Below are 19,858 nucleotides of genomic sequence, written 5' to 3'. Positions count from 1 at the left end.
GTAAACTATATCCCTAATTTTTTTTGTTCTATATGGCTATTAATATAAAACAGGTCTGGTTCTTGTTTTAATAAATTTAAAATATCAATGAAAGAAAATTGGGGATTAACTGGATATAGTTTTGTAATAATTTTTTTTATAAAGATAAAGTCTTCTTTCGTATCTACAGTCCAGCGATGTTTACTTTCATCTAAGTGATTCTGGACATTGAACAGTTTAAACGTTTTAGGGGTGTTATATATATATGCAGTCACATGCTCGCGATAGGATGGCTGATTTGCTTCTTCATATGTTTGTTTTAAAATTCGGTAGGGCATAACTTCTGTATCTAAACCTCTTGGATAAGTACGGATTAATGTGTTAGATACATAATCATATTTATTTTGATGTTCTAAATAGCAATTAACTATCTTATCAATAATATCAGGATCAATAACGGGACAATCTGAAGTTAATCGAACTACAACATCTACAGAAAATTGTGTTGCAGCTTCATAATAACGTGATAATACATCATCTGCTGATCCACGATAATAAGGAACAGAAAGTTGTTCGCAAAGCTCAATGATTGGATTATCATTTTGATTTGTAGTAGTCGCTACAATAATTTGGTTAATTGTTTTTGCTCTTTTTACTCGTTCAATTTGATATTCTAATAGTGTTTTATCAAGAACTTTCTTCATTATCTTCCCCGGAAGTCTAGTTGAGCCCATTCGAGCTTGAATAATAGCGGCAACTTTCATTTCATCACCTTTTTATTCACTTATTTTTTATAGAAATTGATTACCTTTTTAACTGCTTGAATGACATCATTAGCGTCTTGTTCACTCATTTCTGAAAATAATGGTAGAGTAATGATACTTTCATATAATTTTTCAGCATTAGGGCAAATACCTTTTTGATAACCTAATTTTTGATAGTAGGGTTGTAAATGAATTGGAATGTAGTGAACATTGACACCAATATTTTCTTGCTGTAACGCTTGAAAGATTTCTTTTCGATCAACTTTTAGCATTGGTAAATTTAACTGAATGATATACAAATGCCAACTTGAATCAACATGATCTAATTGTTTTGGAAGAATAACTTCAGGTAAATCTTTTAGTGCCATATTATACATTGATACATATTGTTTTCTTTTAGCAATAAAAGAATCTAATTTTTGCAGTTGTGATAATCCAAGAGCAGCTTGAATATCTGTCATCCGATAATTATAGCCAAGAAATTGCATTTCATAATACCAAGGCCCATGATTTTCAGTTAGGTTATTAGGGTTACGGGTGATTCCATGGGTTCTAAACTGAAGAAGTTTTTGATAGTAGTATTCATTATTTGTTGTAATGATTCCGCCCTCGCCTGTTGTAATATGTTTGACGGGGTGAAAACTAAACATGGTCATATCACTAATTGAACCAATTTTTTTCTTTTTGTAAGTAGCGCCTAATGCATGAGCTGCATCTTCGATTACTGTTAGGTTATATTCTTGGGCAATTTTTGAAATTTTTTCAAGTTCAACTGGCTGTCCAGTAAAATGTACAGGTATAATTGCTTTTGTTTTATTTGTAATCTTATCTTTTATTAAATTAGGATCAATATTGTAAGTGTCGGATTTTATATCCGTAAATACCGGAACGCCACCTTGATAAAGGACACAGTTAGAACTGGCAGCGAACGTCATTGATGTCGTGATGACTTCATCATCATTGGATATCCCCGCTGCAAAACAGGCGCCATGTAGGGCGGCTGTTCCACTTGAAAATGCTACGGCGTATTTCGCACCTACATATGCTGCCACTTGATTTTCAAATTGTTTTATTGTTGGACCGGTTGTAATAAAATCACTTTTTAAAACGTTGATTACGACTTGAATATCATCTTCATCAATGGATTGCTTGCCGTATGGCAAATAATGATTCCGTACGGGTTTTCCTCCATGAATTGCTAAACAATACTTCATGATCCTTAATACTCCCTTATATGTTGTTTTGATTTATTTAGACTGTTTTTTTATCTTATTCACTAATTAACCGTTTTAACTCTTCTTTTGTTAACCAATGTTCATTTTTGTCGCTTGTATAACTAAAACCTGCTGGAAGCGGTTTGCCTTCACTTATATACGCTTTATCCCACCAATTAAATTCTGGTTGAATGATATAATAATCTTCAAATTCTAAAGTATGACGGGCATCATCTTCAGTTATCATAGCCTCATGAAGCTTCTCGCCTGGACGGATGCCTATAAACTCAATTTTACATTTAGGTGCAATTACTTTTGCCAAGTCTGTTACTTTCATGCTGGGGATTTTAGGGACAAAAATTTCCCCGCCCTTCATTCGCTGAAGGTTATCAAGAACAAATTGTACTCCCTGATCAAGTGTTATCCAAAATCGTGTCATACGTTCATCCGTTATAGGGATTTTCCCGGTTTTTTTTATGCTTTTAAAAAATGGTACTACACTGCCTCTGCTGCCTACTACATTTCCGTATCGTACCACTGCAAATCTGGTGTCCTTTTTCCCTGCATAAGCATTTGCTGCAACAAAAAGTTTATCTGATGCTAATTTCGTTGCACCGTATAAGTTAATTGGAGAGGCAGCTTTATCTGTGCTCAAAGCAATGACACGTTTCACACCACAATCCATAGCAGCTTCAATTACATTCTGAGCGCCATAGATATTTGTTTTAATTGCTTCAAACGGATTGTACTCACATGCACCGACATGCTTTAAAGCAGCTGCATGAACTACAATATCCACCCCAGCAAAAGCACGGTATAAACGAGCTTTATCACGTACATCCCCAATAAAAAAACGAATACGCGAATCTGTATACTCTTGAGCCATTTCGTATTGTTTCAATTCATCACGACTAAAAACAATAATCTTGTTTACACCAAGTTCTAGGGCTTTTTTTATAAATCTCTTTCCGAAAGAGCCTGTTCCACCTGTAACTAAAATTGTTTTTCCTGTTAAATCCATTTTTTTCACAGCCTTTTTTTATTGAATCCATTTTCACTATCTATTACTATGAATATTTCGGGAAAACGTTTGGGTATCATCTCTACATTTCCTTATAATTTTCCCGAAATGGTGAATAAGCCTAGATTGAAGTCTACTTTTAACTGTTTTGTGATTTATTTCTTGGTTCAGGAAATGATAAATATGTTAAATAGTTTTTTATATTATTGAGAGGCTAGAAATCAAAATCTTCGTTTTTAGATATAAGAGGTATCTTCAGGTTTTCTAATCAAAAAGTGTTACATGTTCATAAGCTGTTCAAGTTCAGAGAGGGATTATGTATTTAATATAGAGATAATGCACCATCTTTTTTCAAGCTAGACTATGTAACTATACAAAAAGACAAACAAAACATAGCATAGTAAAAGTAAAAGCCTAAATCTGCTTTCTATTGTTCGATCGCATAGTTTATACCACTAATTAGTAATTAATAAAAACATCGATCGTGTACAACTAGTTGATTAAAAACTTAAATAATAGAAATGTATCTTCAGTAATAAAAACACGTAATTCAAAGAACTTTGAAATAGATGTTGAATGGCGCAATTAATAAAAAAATATATATCTTTTAATTTTAATAGTTATTTTTTGGTTTTTTGAATTATATAAGCGAGGGTGAACAATGTGTTTCAAGGGTTTTTAAATTTTAAAGGGCAAGAAATAATAATGACCAAGGACTTGTTTAGAAATATTAAAAATGATTTCACCTATGAATTTTGGATAAAGCCTCAAAAGGAAATTCAATTAAATGAGGAATCGGATCAAGGAAAACATGGAATTTTTGGTCAAAGATATATTATTGGTCCAGGGCATCCTGTAATTGAACGAAAAGATGAATCGGGTGCCGGAGTATCGGTTGGAACGAATGGTATAACGGTATATGAACACAGTCACAATTATTTACCTCCTCTACTCACATATGAAATAAAAATAGACGATTGGACTCATATAGCTATTGTTTATGAAAATAAAACTCCAAATTTATATGTGAATGGAAGTTTTGTAAAAAGAGGATTAAAAAGTACTAAGACTAATGTCTTTGCCTCAGGAAGTATTGGAGGATGTGGAGCATACGGATATTTTGAAGGGAAAATGAATAGTTTGAGGATTTGGGGTTATTCAAAAAACGAAAAAGAGATTAAGCTCCATATGGATAAATGTTTAAATGGTGACGAACAAGGATTGATTTTAAATTGGAACTACGAAAAGCCAACATATATCCAATCTATTTCGAATACAAACGAGGAAGCTGATAAACCATCTTTTTTAAATGATTCTATTCGTAATCAATTTAGTTTAGAAACATTAAATGAATCAAATTATATTGAATATAATAATGAATTACTTGAAGATACTGAAGTGGATGTGATTATACCAATATATAATGGCTACGAATTTACAAAGAGATGTATAGAAAGTATATACAATAATATAGACATTCGTTGTAATTTATTTTTGATTAATGATGCTAGTACAGATCAACAGATATATCGTTTTTTGGAAAGCTTGAAATCTAACAAATTACCTCAAAGCTTAAAAAAATTAGTGGTTATACACAATGATAAAAACTTAGGATATGTACAAAGTATTAATAAAGGCTTACTTTTAACAACAAATCACCCCATCTTATTAAATAGCGATACAGAAATTCCACCTCATTGTTTTCGGCGCTTAATCAACCCTATTTTAGTAAATGATAAAATTTCATCCGTTACCCCTTTCTCAAATAGTGCTACGATTTGTTCCTATCCTAATTTTGTTCAAGATAATGAATTGCCATACAATATGACTGCAAATGAAGTCGATGCTTATTTTTCAAAATATGTCATTAACAAAGGGATAGTAATCCCAACAGGTGTAGGCTTCTGTATGGCATTAAATAGAAATGTTATTCATGATATCGGAATCTTTGATGATGAGGTTTTTGGCAAGGGGTATGGCGAGGAAAATGATTGGTGTATGGGAGCACGTCATAAAGGATATCAAAATATATTGATTCCAAATGTGTTTGTTTATCATAAACATGGTGTAAGTTTTAATCAAATAGATGGAAGTAAACAAGAGCTAATGTCAAGTAATTTAAAAAAACTACTTAACCGATACCCAGATTATAATAAAATCATACAAGACTTTATAAGGCTGGATCCAATAAAAAATATAAGAGAATTCATGAAAAGCATAATGGTTGCCGATAAATATTCTTATAGAAAGGGCAGATTATTTATCGATCATGGCTTAGGTGGTGGTGCCTCAATCTATCAAACTAACTATATAAAAACATTAGAAGATGATGAGAGAATATACACGTTAACACCTGGGACAGATTATGTGATTTTAACTGATCATAATCATTCCGAACCAATAAATTATAATCTTAAAATAAGTAAACTAACTGAAATGAACTTTAAAAAATTATTAAGTGCTCTAAACATTGATTTGATTTTTATTAATCATTTATTTAAGTATCCCATTGAAAAAATGTTTCGTTTAATAAAACACTCACTTGTGGATTATTATTTTTACATTCATGATTTTTATTGTGTTTGCCCAAGCTATAATTTAATAAATCATCAAAAGAAGTATTGTAATGCTGAAACAAATGTAGATATCTGTCAGGGATGTATTGCGAAAATATTTCCGAAAGAAGCTATTCATATTGAAGGTTGGAGAGAAGCGTTTTATTCTTTTTTAATGGGTGCGAAAAAGGTAATTACCCCTAGTCATAACACGAAAGATATTATTCTAAAATACTATAAAGATATTGAGATAGAAGTAAGAGAGCATGTTATTAATCCAAAAATATCATACTCCTTTAAGGAGGAGTTTTTAAATAAAAAAGTTTTAAATATTGCTTTTATGGGAGCCATTGATTATCCGAAAGGATCAAGTATTATATATGAGCTAAAGGATTTAATTGTTAAAGAAAATTTACCAATAAATATAAAGGTGATTGGTATAACAAATATTCATTTTAATCCACACAAAAGTGCTGAAGGAAAGTTTGAAGTCACAGGAAGATATCAGGTGGATAATTTATCTGATATATTAGCTCAAAATGAAATAGCATTGGTTATTAATCCGTCCATTTGCCCTGAAACATATTCCTATACAACAAGTGAAGCAATGTTATCGGGATACCCCATTATTACATTTGATCTAGGCGCCCCTGCTGAACGAGTAGAAAAATATCAGTGTGGATGGATTCTTGACAACATGAATAGTAATGAAATATTAAATTTATTAAAAAACTTATTAAAAAATAGAGAACAAATCCACGAAAAAGCAAAGAAATTAAGAGATTTGCGGGAAGGAAATGAATTTTAGGATAAGGTCCACATATCTAATAGATTTGTAGTGAAAATAGGGATCTTTTATGTAATAAATGCCATTATTGTCTTTGTGCTATCTTTTATAAGAAAGAATATAATAAATGATACTGAAGACAAGGTTATTTTCGATTGAAAAAATAAGAAGGGGTGATGGTTATGTCACAAAAGTTTCTCTACTTACCAATCGAATCAAAAACAAGGGAATTAGACGCAAAATTACTCTTAACCTATTATGCAATTAAAGGGAATTATCGAATTATTCTGGGAACGCACACACCTATTCTCTCTCACTTGGAGTTATTACCTAAGGGCATCATTTGTTCAAAGGGAACTCCTTATGGTGATGCAAGGAAAGAATATATGACTCGTGCATACAAACTAGGCTATTCTATTGTTGAATTGGATGAAGAAGAAGGATTATTCCTTAATAGTAATAATTATAGTCGTCTTGGAAAAGATGATACGTATGTTAAAATACTTGAGCATGTATATTGCTGGGGAGATGCTCATAAAGAAATAGTTACAAATACTTTTCCTAAATTTAAGGGAAAATTTCATTTAACTGGTCATCCACGGTTCGATTTACTCAAGAAAAAGTTCCGGGGGTTATATAATGATGAAGTGAAAATGATTGAACAGCGGTTTGGAGACTTTATTTTAGTAAATACAAGATTTACGCAATATAATCACTTTATAAGAGGGTTCAATCCTAACGAACATTATATAAAGAAAGTATACGAACATTTTATCCAATTAATTAAAGAATTAAGTGAGAAATATCCGAATCTCAATATTGTTGTTCGTCCTCATATTCATGAAAATGTAGATAGTTATCGAAAAGAATTGTCGGATTATAAAAATGTGTTTGTTGCCCATGATGGTAATGTGGTTATGTGGATTTTGGCCTCAAAAGTCGTGATACACAATCGTTGTACGACAGGCATTGAAGCTTTGTTACTTGATAAACCAGTCATTGCTTATATGCCAATTAATTATGAGAAAGAGAAGAAATATTTACCTAATGCAGTTACCTATAAATCAGTGAATAGTAGTGAAGTATTCAACTTAGTCGATTTCTGTTTATCTAAAGGAGAAATAGGTGAAGAAAAAAGGAGTCTATCAAAAAATTATTATGGGTCCATGGATGTAGAAAATTATGCTTATCAAAATATTATCCGTTTATTAGATACAATCAGTTTCACGGGTGAAAGTTCCATTGAGGAATCTTCAGTAAGAGCGCTCTCTACAATAAAAGGGGATCATACGTTGACTTCAGAGGAAGAAATAAAAAGTTTCTTTGAAAAATTGGATTTAATAGAAATGAATAAAAATGAAGTGAGTGTTCGAACATTAGCTCCTGATTTATTTGAAATAATATCTAATAACAGTTGAGTCCTTTTTTCTATGAGGCTTAACGTAACTTCCTTAGTTAGATAAAAACCCTTGGTAACAAGGGTTTTTATTATTTCATATAATGAAGAATCAAAGTTTCTAAAGCGTGTTTTTTTATAATAAATCAATCATAGCATTTAGTTTTGAAACCGTTGTTAGAAAGAAATTTACGATTGTTAATTCAATGAGCCCTAAAGAATTGTATTAATACAGCAAAGGAATTTTATTAGTACAATGGGGGTTTTGATGAGGGATACGGGAGATGACCTTTAGATACTTTGGAAATATGAATATTACTCTATTTTTACTTAAAACATCGGGGTACGTTTTAGATTGTTAGAGAAGAAGGGAGCAATTTTATGAAAGGGATTATTTTAGCTGGAGGTACAGGATCGAGATTATATCCTATCACTAGAGTGACCGATAAACATTTGCTACCTGTTGGACGTTATCCAATGATTTATCATTCAGTTTGTAAGCTAAAAGAATGTGAAGGTTGTATCTAAGTTTTTTGGTACATTTTTTATATGTTTGAAATCTTTTCGTTTATATATCCCGAGAAAGATAGGTTAATGAAATGCTTTATAAAAAGAAAAATCATCGATAATATAACCGATGATTTTTCTTTTTTATAATGTGGAAAGTAAGAATTGTCCCCAATAAATTTTGGTTTAAACACAGATTGTTTAGAGTGTAATGAATGGATATTAGATATTATTTTTTTTGATGAGTTATATTTGTTATAGAACATGATTTTTATGATTGAATAGTCTTCACCATTTCTTTTATTCTTTGGCAAAATGTATGCTGTCCTATAACTATTTTTTGAGCTTTTTGAGCAATAATCTCCTTCTTTTTTTTATCATTCATATAGGTAATCACTTTACACAGGCAATCTTCATAATCCTGATAAGATATCATTTCTTCTTCAGTAAAGAAAGAACGAAGATTAGGCTTTTCCTCTATTAATTGAAAAGCTCCACATGCTGCAATATCAAACGTTCGATTATTAATGCTTTCATTCATAACCTTGGACGTATTCTGATTATATAAGAAATTGTTACTTCGATGAGGGTTTAATACAATGCTAGCTCCGTTATAAAAATAAGAAACCTTTTCTGGATTCATCCATGTATCTTCAATCATAACCCTTGCGTTGTTTCTCCAGACCTTTTGTAGTCTATTACGCCATCCTTTTCCAATTAGTGTTAGGGCATAATTTGTATTCTTTAGAAGGAAATGAATAAGGTTTACCCTTGTCTGATATGGATATCCTACAAGAAGCAAGTCACTTTTATATACATGCTCTACTGAGCGCGGTTTAAAAATGGAATGATTCGTACCTAACGGTAAATAGTGGGCATTCTGATGAACGAGTTGGTACTGTTTTAAAGCTCCAGTATCGATGGTAAAGATATAGTCGAACCTATCAATGATTTGATAAGTCTTATCAAAATAATAAGGGTCTTCAGTCATCCAACAAGCCAATTGAATACCATTCTCTTTAAAATACTGGATAGCTTGTATAGAGAGATTGTCTCCTAATATTGTTAGGACTACTTGTGGCTGAAACGTGGTAACAATTGATCTTATATTTTCTATTGGCTCTGATGGATGAAAGCAGGTCCATTTATATCCGTTATCACTAAGCGCAGTTTTCATACTTTGATCTAAATAATCATAAATACCAAGATAACCAGAAGAAATATACAATAACTTCATTACATATCACCAATTGTATTCATCATTTTTAATCTTTTGCTGTTATGATGCTTTCAACACACTTACAATTAATTTGTATAACATTTGTAACGTTTGGAGATGGTAGAGCCTCTTCTTCTAATGTAACGATACCAGTTTTTTTATTAAAGTTTGTTAATTTGGCTGGTCCATAAACAAAACCTGATTTACCTACAACTGTTATAATCGTTCCAAGTGGTATGTTGGAGAATTGACGGCAGATGCTACTTTTACATATCCATAGAAACATAAATAAATCTTCCTCCTTTGTTAATATTTGATAACGTATATACTATTATATGCAAATAGATAGAGTTTCGTGAAAATAGTACTTTCATAAATTAAAACGTTTATTTTTAAGGATATATTCACTAGCATAGCGCATGAAAAGGTATGACTGGGAGCAGTATAATGTTCATTTGAGTAGTATAGGAAATTCAGCAGTTATTAATAAAAGGGGAAACGGGATTTTAAAATAAAATGAAGAAAATGCAAGAAATTGTCATAAAGTAACATGAAAAAGTAGGTAACACAGTGTTATTTCTATAAAATCCATATAAAGATTTATATGAAAAAATCCATTTTGATCAATTTTTTCAAAATGGATTCTTTTGATGCAATGTAAATAGGGGAAGGTGTTTTTGGTTACATTTTATTGAAAAGCTATATTGGTGTAAGATTTATGAATTCCGCAATCGGGCACGATTCTTAAATAAGAAGGCGTTTTATATGAAGGGCGTTATTTATATAAACAGCAAAAAGTTTAAAAAAGCTACTTGAACCTAACACGGTGTCAGGTTGTATAGTAATGTCGCCGGCAAAATTAACTCGTGCGAAATGAGGGGTTGATTCTGAATGGAAAAACCTGGAAAGTTGGAGAGTTGGCTAAGCAAACCGGACTTACGGTACAGATGCTCCATCATTATGATAAAATTGGGTTGTTTTCTCCCCCGCAGTCTTCTGATAAGGGACAAAGGCTCTACACTGAAACAGATATTGCAAAGCTGCAACAAGTTATGTCACTTAAACAGTTAGGTTTTGCTTTGGCTGAGATTAAAGAGATGATAGAAAAGCCAAATTTGAATCCGGTCGAAGTCATAAAAGTACAACTAGAAAGTGTAAAAGAGCACATTCGGATACAAGAACAATTGTGCAGTCTATTACGCCATCCTTTTCCAATGAGTGTGATTTGATAGTTAGTGTTTTTTTAAGGAAATGGATGAAAGTAAGTCCATTCATAGCCATTATTGCTTAGCTCAGCTTTCATACTCTGATCTAAATAATTGTAAATACCGAGTTAATCGGAAGAGATATACAATAGCTTCACTATACATCAACAATTGTAGTGGTCATTTTCTAATCACCTGTTGTTATGATGCTCTCAATATCGTCACAGCTAATTAGAATAGTAGTCGTAAAACCTGGAGATGGTAAACCTTGCTCTTCCAATGTAACTATGCAATTTCCTATATTAAGGCTTATAAACTTGGCTGGTCCATAAACAAAACCGGACTTACCTACAACTGTTATAATAGTTCCTGGCAATATGCCGGAGAACAACAGCAGGTGGCAGATACTACTGTTACATGCCATGGGAAAATATTCCCTCCTTCTTATTCATTAAGTTAATATTTAATAACACTTATACTATATGTTTATAGGTATATTTTTGTGCAGAGAACATCCTAGTGAATACACCCTCTTATACCAATTCAAATTTATGCTTTTAGTTTATATTACCTAATGCAGATAATTAAAAAGCGAGGGAGTATGTCTTTAACATGCCCTGCTAGTGGCTATATGTTTTCGGGAAAGCTTCATACACTACTAAAGAGTAAAAGTCCAATTGAGAGATTATATATATTGATGAATTCTATATGAATCAACTTACTATATACAGGATTGGTTTTGAATTCAAAGGTTGTAATCATTTTTACTTGTTAAACAAGTCTGTATTAGTAGGTAAAGCAATGGAAAGTGTACGTATTCAATCTTTAAATGAATGGGAACTTTGTATGATGGATGACAAGTCTAATAAAGAAACATTACATGTCATTAAACAATATTTGGGTGATTCAAGACTCGCTAGACACAAGTAAAAGGTATTTAGCGAACGACTTAGGATAGCATACATAATATTCGTGTGTCCCCTGTGGCAGTAGGAGAAATCCGTACGTTATCAGTAAAAAGGATTGGTGATTTCAACAGCATCTTAAAACAAATCGAAGAGCGCGCACCATTTCGCCGTAACGTAACACAAGAGGAAGTTGGTAATCCAGCTTTATTCTTATTTAGTAACTTAGCAAGTCGTGTTGCTGGTGAGAACATTCATGGGGATTTTGGGTATCATATTTTAGGTAATTAAAAATTAAATATAAAATATAAAATGATGAAAAAACACCTTCTCCCCCCCATGAAATGGGGTATAAAAGGTATTTTTTATTTCTTATATGAACTAATAAAATTTCGAGTTATTTTCAACAACCTCCGCTATATGTGGTGGTAATTGTTTGATTTTAGATTGGAGACGTTTCTGAGCAGCGCGACCTAAATTACGTTTATTTTCGATATAATACGCACATATGGAAATTTCATGATCAAAAAGGTAGTCGTAGACGTGGTAATCTACAAAAAGAATATCTTCTTTTGGGAATGGAATTTCTTTTCCTTGTAATGCATACATCAAGCTTAAATTATTTTTAGCTTTCAGTCGATACATTCTTGCAAGGTGGGACAAAGGTTCCGCTCTACAGGGTCTGTACTCCCAAGCATTCTGAAGATAAGTAGTAGCAAGAGCAAAAAATTGTTCCTCCTGATGGATGAAGGTATCTATTGTAGATTGATCAACTTTTGATTTATTTTTTTCTGACTCTGTAATTAATTGTTCACGTTGGAAAGAAGCCGTATTTGCCAAACGTTCATAACAGAGACCTATTCGTAAGAGGGCATAAAATACTTCTTCCGCCCATCCGCCCGCTTCAACTCTTTTTTTATACCATTTGATTGCTTCATCTAATTCATTGAGAATGGATAATGTTTGTGCTAAGTAAAACATGTATCTGATTTTTAAATCGGGCGGGGTTGCTTCATCGTGAATTCCTTCTAATAGCAACCGTTTATCTCGTTCAAATTTATCACTCTTACTCCCACCGTCTCCTTGGTCATTGATAATTAGACTATCGAGTTTTTCAACTGTATCAAAGTAAGTAACTTGATCAGCCTTTAATTTAGAACGATCTAAATCCCAATATTCATGTGTAACTCCAACGGATCGCCATGGCAAAGATGTCTTAAGTAGACGAGAAAGCCAATATTTTATTTGAGGATCATATTGCATAGTCAAATAATGGTCCTTATCTAACTTACATTTATCAAAATGTGGCTTAACTTCTAAGACCATATCAGCATCGAGTAACAGCAAATAATCTGCCTCTGGATAAGTTTTTTGCGCCAAAGATACAGCCAAGCTTCGATTATATCCAAAATTTTTAAAAGGTTCATGGTGCACAGTACCAGGTATGTTATTTTCTCTGCACCAGTTTTCAATAATTTCAGGTGTTCCATCAGTCGAACCCGTATCACAAATAGAAACAAAATCAATGATAGATTTAGTCGGATTTAAACATCTTTCTATAATTTTTGATTCATTTTTTACAATCATACAAAGACATATTTTCTTTTGCGATTTTATGTGTTTTGTTGTTTTTGATTTGTTTTTAGCCACTATTTTCCCCCCTATTTTTGTTCAAAAGGTTTTATTCGTTCAACAACATCTGATTTTATATACTTTGAACAAATGCTAATAAAGAGTTATAAATTCTCTAAAGTATTGCTAGTAACTCTCAGTTTTACAAATTCTCCTCATTTTAATCATTCGCCTTGCAAGCTAATGGGGCGCTATTGGGTATGTGCAACTTCATATACGTAATTAATTACAATAGTAAAGCATGTAAGTATTTTGTTTTACTTTATGTGTGAAACCATATTAGGCATGCGCTAGATTTATCATATGCAGTCGGATTTAATTTTGTGAGTCTCTTTAATTCGGCATTGAATAGTTATAAGGCTTACTGTATCAAAAAATATATAGTCAACATAAATTGTAACAACATTGATTTTATAGAAATAATCATTCAATTAATTGAATGAAATGAATATTTTCAGTTGTCTTATATGTAAGGGAATATAACTTTTTGGGAGGGGAAATATTTGAAAGTTTTAGTCACAGGTGGAGCTGGCTTTATTGGTTCACATATTGTTGAATTCTTATTAGAAAACAATATAGATACAGTGGTTGTTGATAATTTAGTTACTGGGCATAAGTATAATATTCCATCAAAAGTTGCTTTCTATCATTTTGATATAAGGGATCCAAATATCGATAAAATTTTCATGGTTGAAAAACCTGATTTTGTAATACATCAAGCAGCACAAGTATCTGTACAGGAATCTGTAAAACAGCCATTTTACGATTGCAGTGAAAATGTCATGGCTACTGTTAATATTCTTCAAGCTTGTATAAAGTACAATGTAAAAAAAATTATTTATGCATCAACTGCTGCTGTATACGGTAATCCCCAATACTTACCTATTGACGAGAAGCATGATCTTAATCCTGTATCATTTTACGGTTTATCAAAATTGACCAGTGAAGCATATATTCAATTATTTGCAAAGCTTTATGGTTTAAAATATACAATTCTCAGATACTCCAATGTTTATGGTACAAGGCAGAATCCAGATGGAGAAGCTGGTGTCATTTCCATTTTTATGGATCGCTTATTTAAGAATGATAGTCCAATTATATATGGTGACGGAAATCAGACACGAGATTTTATCTTTGTTAAAGATGTAGCACATGCTAACTTCTTGGCATTTAGAAATGCTGACAATCAAATATGTAATATTAGTTCGAATCAACAAATTTCAGTTAATGAACTGCTAGATACAATTTGCAATTTAATGAAAATAGAAGATAAAAGAATATACAAAGAGGAAAGACCAGGGGATGTTATTCATAGTTATTTATCAAATGATAAAGCTAGAAAATATTTGAATTGGCACCCGAAATTTTCATTGCTTCAAGGATTGGAAGAGGTCATTTCCTTATTTTGTAAAAATACAAGGATTGTATAAAATAAGTTAAAGTTCATTTTATATAGTATTAACTAATATGTTAATACAGGGGATTTTCATATCATGTATAAGGAATAAAATAAATTTTAACATACTAAGGGGTGATTAAATGAATGATAAGAAAATATGTTTCATATCTTGTGTTAACGATTCTATTGAATACAGTATAGCTTTAAAACATATCAAACAATTAGAAATACCTGAGGGTTATGAAATAGAAATTGTGACCATCGAAGGAGCTCAAAGTATGACGTCCGGCTATAATCAAGGAATGAAAAAAAGTGATGCTAAATATAAAGTATATTTACATCAAGACGTTTCAATTATTAATAAAAAATTTATATTTGATATAATTGAACTATTTAGGAAAAATGCTAAATTAGGAATGATAGGAGTAATTGGTTCAAAAACAGTACCAAAAGGAGTATGGTGGGAAAGTAATCAACCTTATGGAGTGGTCTATCATACTCCAGCAGGAAAAGGACAATTGTCTTTAACCGGAAGGTATAATGTAGAAAATGAATATGAAAAGGTAAAAGCGATTGATGGATTAATTATGGCTACGCAATATGACCTTTCTTGGAGAGAAGATTTATTTCAAGGATGGCATTTCTATGACATATCTCAATGTTTTGAATTTATTAATCATGGTTATGATATAGGAGTCCCTAAGCAAGATGCACCGTGGTGCATACATGATTGCGGTATTATCAGTTATGAGGGATTTGAAAAAGAAAGACAAATATTTCTTAAAAATTATCCGGACTTAATACATCATGAATGGAAAAAAAATAATAATGTTTTAAGTGAAATAAATAATTATAATCCTACTGTGATAAGCATGTCAGCATGGGCCGGACATCTGAATTTTGGATATGATTTAGTAAGATTTATGAAGCCTAAAAAAATTGTTGAATTAGGTACACACTATGGAGCCTCGTTTTATAGTTTCTGTCAGGCTGTGAAAGATGGAGATTTATCAACTAAATGTTTTGCAGTTGATACTTGGAAAGGTGATCAACATTGTGGTTCTTATGGAGAAGATGTTTATCAAACAGTTAAAGGAGTAGTCAATAAATTCTATCCTAATATAGCGACCTTAGTTCAGAATACATTTGATGAGGCTTTAGAAATGTTTCAAGATGAAACAGTTGATATTCTTCATATTGATGGGTGTCATTCTTATGAAGCAGTTTCACATGATTTTCAAACATGGTTACCTAAAGTAGCGGATAAGGGTATTGTTTTATTTCATGATATTGCTGTGATGGATAGGGAATTTGGGGTTTATAAATTGTGGAATACTTTAAAAACCCAATATCCTTCTATTGAATTTAGACATTCATTTGGATTAGGAGTTCTATTTCCAAAGGGACATAGTGAAATTTTTAAAACTGTCTTAGAGAACAAAGAAATATTACAGCGAAATTATGAAATGTAAAGTAGAATATATTTAATTACTGGGGCTTTCTTATATCTGATGAGAAAGCCCTTTTCCTATGATAGGTATTCTAAAACTTAGTAAATAGTTATTTTTTACATAACATGATGATGAAAAAACTTTCTTTATTTTCCGCTTTCAACTAGATTGCTTGTACGAAAGACATATATATGTAGGTAGTAAATATAATGTGTAAGGAAAATAAAAGATAGGAGTTGTTTAAAGGCATTTGGAGATCCATATGGTTATTCTGACGTAGGATAAGTTAGAGCGTAAAAAGCAGTGTGTAGCAAGTATTTTTCTTTATATAAAAGATGAAATTAAATAATTGTTTATCAAATGAAGCTAAATGATGGCTAGAACAATAGTCAGATCTAATTTCACAGTAATCAAGGTGTTGAAGTGGTTGAGGAGAATAAAAAATACTGTTTCTAAATAATAATGTAGCTGTTACACTCTGTTTACTTTCAAAATTACATGCAGCTTTAAACAGTGATGAAAAGTACTGAAGCTGTTGCTTCGGTACAAATTATATTTTCAACTGGCTCTTAAGCGGTAAATTTAAGGAGAGTGAATTGGATAATGAGTGAAAATACATTTTTATTTGTTACTTGTGTAAATGATGATCAACTATATGAAAAATGTAAGAGGCATATACAATGTTTGTACGTTCCAGAAGCGTATACGATAGAATTCTTAGCGGTTCGTAATTCTAAGAGTATGACACAAGGATATAATCAAGCAATGCTACATGATGCCAAGTATAAAATTTATCTACATCAAGATACATTCATTATTTCCCCCTATTTTTTATTTAACGTATTATCTTTATTTCAAAATGACTCTTCATTAGGTATGTTTGGAATGATTGGATGTAAAAATATTCCTGATAGTGGGGTATGGTGGGAGGGAAAAGAAATGGTTGGGAAAGTTATTGAGGAGAGAAGAGGAGCTTTTCGCACTCTTACGTTTGATCAGTACGAGCATCGTATACCTTATGTGCCCGTGCAAGCGGTAGATGGTCTGTTAATGGTTACACAATATGATTTACCTTGGCGGGAAGACTTGTTTACGGGCTACCACTTTTATGATATTTCGCAGTGTTTAGAGTTTATTAAGAAAGGATATAAAGTAGGGGTAGCAAGTCAATTAGAACCATGGTGTATACATTATTGCGGGGATGACTTTGATGCGCTTTCATATGAAGCGTATAGAAAGGTATTTATACAAGAGTATGCCTTTTTTATAAAACCATAGATAGCAAGAGCTTAAGTGTAAGTGTGCCAATATTTCAGATGGTAAACAGGGGAGTGTATAAGTTCTTGTTGTTTAGTAGTCCCTTAACAGAAAGTAATCAACTTTAAAGCAAGGAATTAGATAAAGAGGAATATAGAAAAGCATTATGCACATATATAGGGTATGCAGAGAGTTTACAAGGTTAAATTGATAATGTATGAAAATTGAAGGGTGTAGTGTATGAACCAAAAATACAAATGGTTTGAAGGGGGAGGGATAAAATGAAAGGGATTATCCTTGCCGGTGGAACTGGATCTCGATTGTACCCGATTACAAAGGTCACAAATAAGCATTTGCTTCCCGTCGGTCGCTATCCAATGATTTATCACTCGGTATATAAGCTTCGGGAATGCGGGATTACAGATATTATTGTCATTACCGGGAAAGAACATATGGGTGATGTAGTCAGTTTTCTTGGCAGTGGAGCTGATTTTGGGGTGGCCTTCACATATCGTGTACAAGAGAAAGCGGGAGGAATTGCTGAAGCACTTGGGTTATGCGAAACGTTTGTGGGAAATGGGAAGATGATTGTCGTTTTAGGTGATAATGTTTTTTCTGACAGCTTGAAACCGTATGTAGAAAATTACAGAAAGCAAGGGGCAGGAGCCAGAATTTTATTAAAAGAAGTAGATGACCCGCGTCGTTTTGGGGTTCCTCATATTCAAGATGGTAAGATTGTATGCATTGAAGAAAAACCGGCTTCTCCAAAGAGCAACTATGCTGTAATCGGAATTTATATGTACGATAACAGTGTGTTTTCGATGATCAGCCAGTTAAAACCCTCTGATCGAGGAGAATTGGAAGTAACAGATATTAATAATGAGTATTTGGCAAGAGGAGTACTTACCTACGATACGCTGAAAGGATGGTGGACGGATGCCGGAACGCACTCTTCACTGTATAAAGCGAATACATTAGCGCAACATGTAGATTTTGGTGATGAGTTTAATGGAGGGGGAGGGAAGAGTTGAAGACGATTCCTGCATCTCTTTCTGATGTTAAGTTCATTGAGCCGAGTGTGTTTCATGATGCGCGCGGGTATTTTAAGGAAAGTTATAATGAAAAGGTGCTGAGGCATCTCGGTATTCACCACAAATTTGTACAGGACAATACATCGTATTCAAAGGAAGCGGGTGTGATAAGAGGGCTGCATTTTCAGCTAGAACCAAGAGCTCAAACAAAGCTCGTACAGGTTATACAAGGTGCGATTTTCGATGTGATTGTGGATTTGAGGAAGGGATCTCCAACCTATAAGAAATGGCAATCATTTTTGCTAACGGGTGATAATCATCGACTGTTACTTGTACCAAAGGGATTTGCACATGGTTTTTGTACACTCGTTCCTCACACAATTGTACATTATAAAGTAGATGAATTTTACGAAGCGTCATGCGATAGTGGAATCGCATGGGATGATGAAGAATTTGCTATTTCATGGCCCGTTAGTAACCCAATTTTATCAGAAAAAGATGGCATGTTGCCTAAATTTACAGAAACAACTCATTACTTTCAATTTAAGGAGACATTGACATGAATGTACTAGTCACAGGAGGAGCAGGATTTATCGGTAGTAACTTTGTCCGTTATTTTCTCAAGAAGTATCCTGATTGCCATGTTATTAATTATGATTTGTTAACATACGCTGGCAATTTATCTAGTATCAAGGATATAGAGCCTCATAGTAATTATACCTTTATACAAGGGGATATAAGAGATGCTAAGAAAATTCAAGCTGTAATGCAAGATTACAAAATTGATAGTATTGTGCACTTTGCAGCGGAATCGCACGTAGACAGAAGTATACAGGGTCCTATGCAATTTTATACGACAAACATAGTAGGAACAGCTGTATTATTGGAAGCTGCTAAAACTTTCGGTATTCAGCGATTCCTTCACATTTCAACAGATGAAGTGTACGGATCTCTAGGAGAAAATGGTCATTTTACAGAAGAGACTCCTGTCTCACCAAATAGCCCTTATTCTTCTAGTAAAGCCAGCTCGGATTTAATTGCTCTTTCTTATTTTGAAACGTACAAACTTCCTGTAATTGTTACACGCTGCTCTAACAATTACGGTCCATATCAATATCCAGAGAAACTCATTCCGCTTATGATTACAAATGCAATGGAAGATAAGGAACTTCCTGTATATGGGACGGGACAAAACGTGCGGGATTGGCTTCATGTATTCGATCATTGCACGGCAATTGATTTAGTTTTGCATAATGGGAGAGACGGAGAAATATATAATGTTGGAGGCAATAATGAAAAGAGAAACATAGAGATTGTGGAAACGATTTTAGAAAAGCTCGGAAAATCAAAGAGTATGATATCATTCGTTCCAGACCGCCTTGGTCATGATTGGCGGTATGCGATCGGTTCGTCTAAGTTACAGGTGGAACTGGGATGGAAGCCGATATATTCGTTTACAGAAGGCTTGGAGGATACGATAGATTGGTATAGGAAGAATGAGCAATGGTGGAAACCACTGAAAAGTAGGTGAGATAA

The 19,858-nt window shown here is 32.8% G+C and carries 16 protein-coding genes and 3 pseudogenes; 13 read left to right on the top strand and 6 right to left on the bottom strand.

Going from position 1 to position 19,858, the window contains the following annotated elements; all coding sequences use genetic code 11:
• Positions 1-5: 5 nt before the first annotated feature.
• Genes C568_RS0107455 through pseB form a run of 3 tightly spaced genes read right to left on the bottom strand, consistent with a single transcriptional unit; the run spans position 6 to position 2,978 of the window.
• On the bottom strand, positions 6-743 hold the full coding sequence (locus C568_RS0107455; RefSeq protein WP_003195950.1) for a cytidylyltransferase domain-containing protein: 738 nt from the start codon (positions 741-743) through the stop codon (positions 6-8).
• A gap of 20 nt (positions 744-763) precedes the next feature.
• Positions 764-1,957, bottom strand: a complete 1,194-nt coding sequence (gene pseC, locus C568_RS0107450; RefSeq protein WP_018781146.1) for a UDP-4-amino-4,6-dideoxy-N-acetyl-beta-L-altrosamine transaminase — start codon at positions 1,955-1,957, stop codon at positions 764-766.
• Positions 1,958-2,012: 55 nt separating this feature from the next.
• A complete protein-coding gene (gene pseB, locus C568_RS0107445) occupies positions 2,013-2,978 on the bottom strand; it encodes a UDP-N-acetylglucosamine 4,6-dehydratase (inverting) (RefSeq protein ID WP_018781145.1) in 966 nt (321 codons plus the stop codon).
• A 663-nt stretch (positions 2,979-3,641) separates the two neighbouring features.
• Between pseB and C568_RS0107440 the strand changes: the two genes are divergently transcribed.
• From C568_RS0107440 to C568_RS0107430, 3 genes and pseudogenes are all read left to right on the top strand, one after another.
• A complete protein-coding gene (locus C568_RS0107440) occupies positions 3,642-6,341 on the top strand; it encodes a glycosyltransferase (RefSeq protein WP_018781144.1) in 2,700 nt (899 codons plus the stop codon).
• Positions 6,342-6,502: 161 nt separating this feature from the next.
• Entirely contained in the window at positions 6,503-7,738 is a 1,236-nt protein-coding gene (locus C568_RS0107435) for a surface carbohydrate biosynthesis protein (RefSeq protein WP_018781143.1), read from the top strand.
• Positions 7,739-8,097: 359 nt separating this feature from the next.
• A pseudogene (locus C568_RS0107430) lies at positions 8,098-8,232 on the top strand (sugar phosphate nucleotidyltransferase); the annotation flags it as partial.
• A 262-nt stretch (positions 8,233-8,494) separates the two neighbouring features.
• Here C568_RS0107430 and C568_RS0107425 read toward each other — a convergent pair.
• Together C568_RS0107425 and C568_RS0107420 are read right to left on the bottom strand one after the other, a co-directional pair.
• Entirely contained in the window at positions 8,495-9,460 is a 966-nt protein-coding gene (locus tag C568_RS0107425; RefSeq protein ID WP_003206191.1) for a CgeB family protein, read from the bottom strand.
• Positions 9,461-9,488: 28 nt separating this feature from the next.
• Complete coding sequence (locus C568_RS0107420; RefSeq protein ID WP_003203888.1) at positions 9,489-9,728, bottom strand: hypothetical protein; 240 nt, start codon at positions 9,726-9,728, stop codon at positions 9,489-9,491.
• A 631-nt stretch (positions 9,729-10,359) separates the two neighbouring features.
• Between C568_RS0107420 and C568_RS0107415 the strand changes: the two genes are divergently transcribed.
• From C568_RS0107415 to C568_RS0107400, 3 genes and pseudogenes are all read left to right on the top strand, one after another.
• Positions 10,360-10,671: a MerR family transcriptional regulator gene (locus C568_RS0107415; RefSeq protein WP_231398656.1), complete on the top strand. Its 312-nt coding sequence runs from the start codon at positions 10,360-10,362 to the stop codon at positions 10,669-10,671.
• A 684-nt stretch (positions 10,672-11,355) separates the two neighbouring features.
• Positions 11,356-11,577 (top strand): hypothetical protein, encoded by a 222-nt coding sequence (locus C568_RS0107405; RefSeq protein WP_018764031.1) that lies wholly within the window; start codon positions 11,356-11,358, stop codon positions 11,575-11,577.
• Positions 11,561-11,843 (top strand): annotated as a pseudogene (locus tag C568_RS0107400) (SDR family oxidoreductase); the annotation flags it as partial. The gene C568_RS0107405 and the pseudogene C568_RS0107400, both read left to right, overlap by 17 nt.
• 90 nt (positions 11,844-11,933) lie before the next feature.
• Here C568_RS0107400 and C568_RS0107395 read toward each other — a convergent pair.
• Positions 11,934-13,139, bottom strand: coding sequence for a glycosyltransferase (locus C568_RS0107395; protein ID WP_050774449.1), 1,206 nt, complete (start codon positions 13,137-13,139; stop codon positions 11,934-11,936).
• Positions 13,140-13,687: 548 nt separating this feature from the next.
• Between C568_RS0107395 and C568_RS0107390 the strand changes: the two genes are divergently transcribed.
• The 7 genes and pseudogenes from C568_RS0107390 to rfbB all read left to right on the top strand — a co-directional run bounded on the left by C568_RS0107390 (position 13,688) and on the right by rfbB (position 19,853).
• Positions 13,688-14,614 (top strand): NAD-dependent epimerase/dehydratase family protein, encoded by a 927-nt coding sequence (locus C568_RS0107390; protein WP_018781139.1) that lies wholly within the window; start codon positions 13,688-13,690, stop codon positions 14,612-14,614.
• 109 nt (positions 14,615-14,723) lie between these two features.
• Positions 14,724-15,362: pseudogene (locus C568_RS35240) on the top strand (glycosyltransferase family protein); the annotation flags it as partial.
• A gap of 21 nt (positions 15,363-15,383) precedes the next feature.
• On the top strand, positions 15,384-16,055 hold the full coding sequence (locus tag C568_RS35235; RefSeq protein ID WP_050774450.1) for a class I SAM-dependent methyltransferase: 672 nt from the start codon (positions 15,384-15,386) through the stop codon (positions 16,053-16,055).
• A gap of 582 nt (positions 16,056-16,637) precedes the next feature.
• Positions 16,638-17,312: a glycosyltransferase family protein gene (locus C568_RS0107380; RefSeq protein ID WP_018781138.1), complete on the top strand. Its 675-nt coding sequence runs from the start codon at positions 16,638-16,640 to the stop codon at positions 17,310-17,312.
• A 260-nt stretch (positions 17,313-17,572) separates the two neighbouring features.
• Positions 17,573-18,322, top strand: a complete 750-nt coding sequence (locus C568_RS0107375) for a sugar phosphate nucleotidyltransferase (RefSeq protein ID WP_018781137.1) — start codon at positions 17,573-17,575, stop codon at positions 18,320-18,322.
• Positions 18,319-18,885: a dTDP-4-dehydrorhamnose 3,5-epimerase gene (rfbC, locus tag C568_RS0107370; RefSeq protein WP_018781136.1), complete on the top strand. Its 567-nt coding sequence runs from the start codon at positions 18,319-18,321 to the stop codon at positions 18,883-18,885. The genes C568_RS0107375 and rfbC overlap by 4 nt, the downstream gene beginning before the upstream one ends.
• Complete coding sequence (rfbB, locus tag C568_RS0107365; protein WP_018781135.1) at positions 18,882-19,853, top strand: dTDP-glucose 4,6-dehydratase; 972 nt, start codon at positions 18,882-18,884, stop codon at positions 19,851-19,853. The genes rfbC and rfbB overlap by 4 nt, the downstream gene beginning before the upstream one ends.
• Positions 19,854-19,858 lie beyond the last annotated feature (5 nt).

This window comes from Bacillus sp. 95MFCvi2.1 (assembly GCF_000374965.1).
In the GTDB taxonomy this organism is placed as follows: Bacteria; Bacillota; Bacilli; order Bacillales; family Bacillaceae_G; genus Bacillus_A; species Bacillus_A pseudomycoides.
The sequence above is the reverse complement of the archived record's forward strand: the minus strand, read 5'-3'. Positions and strand labels throughout refer to the sequence as shown.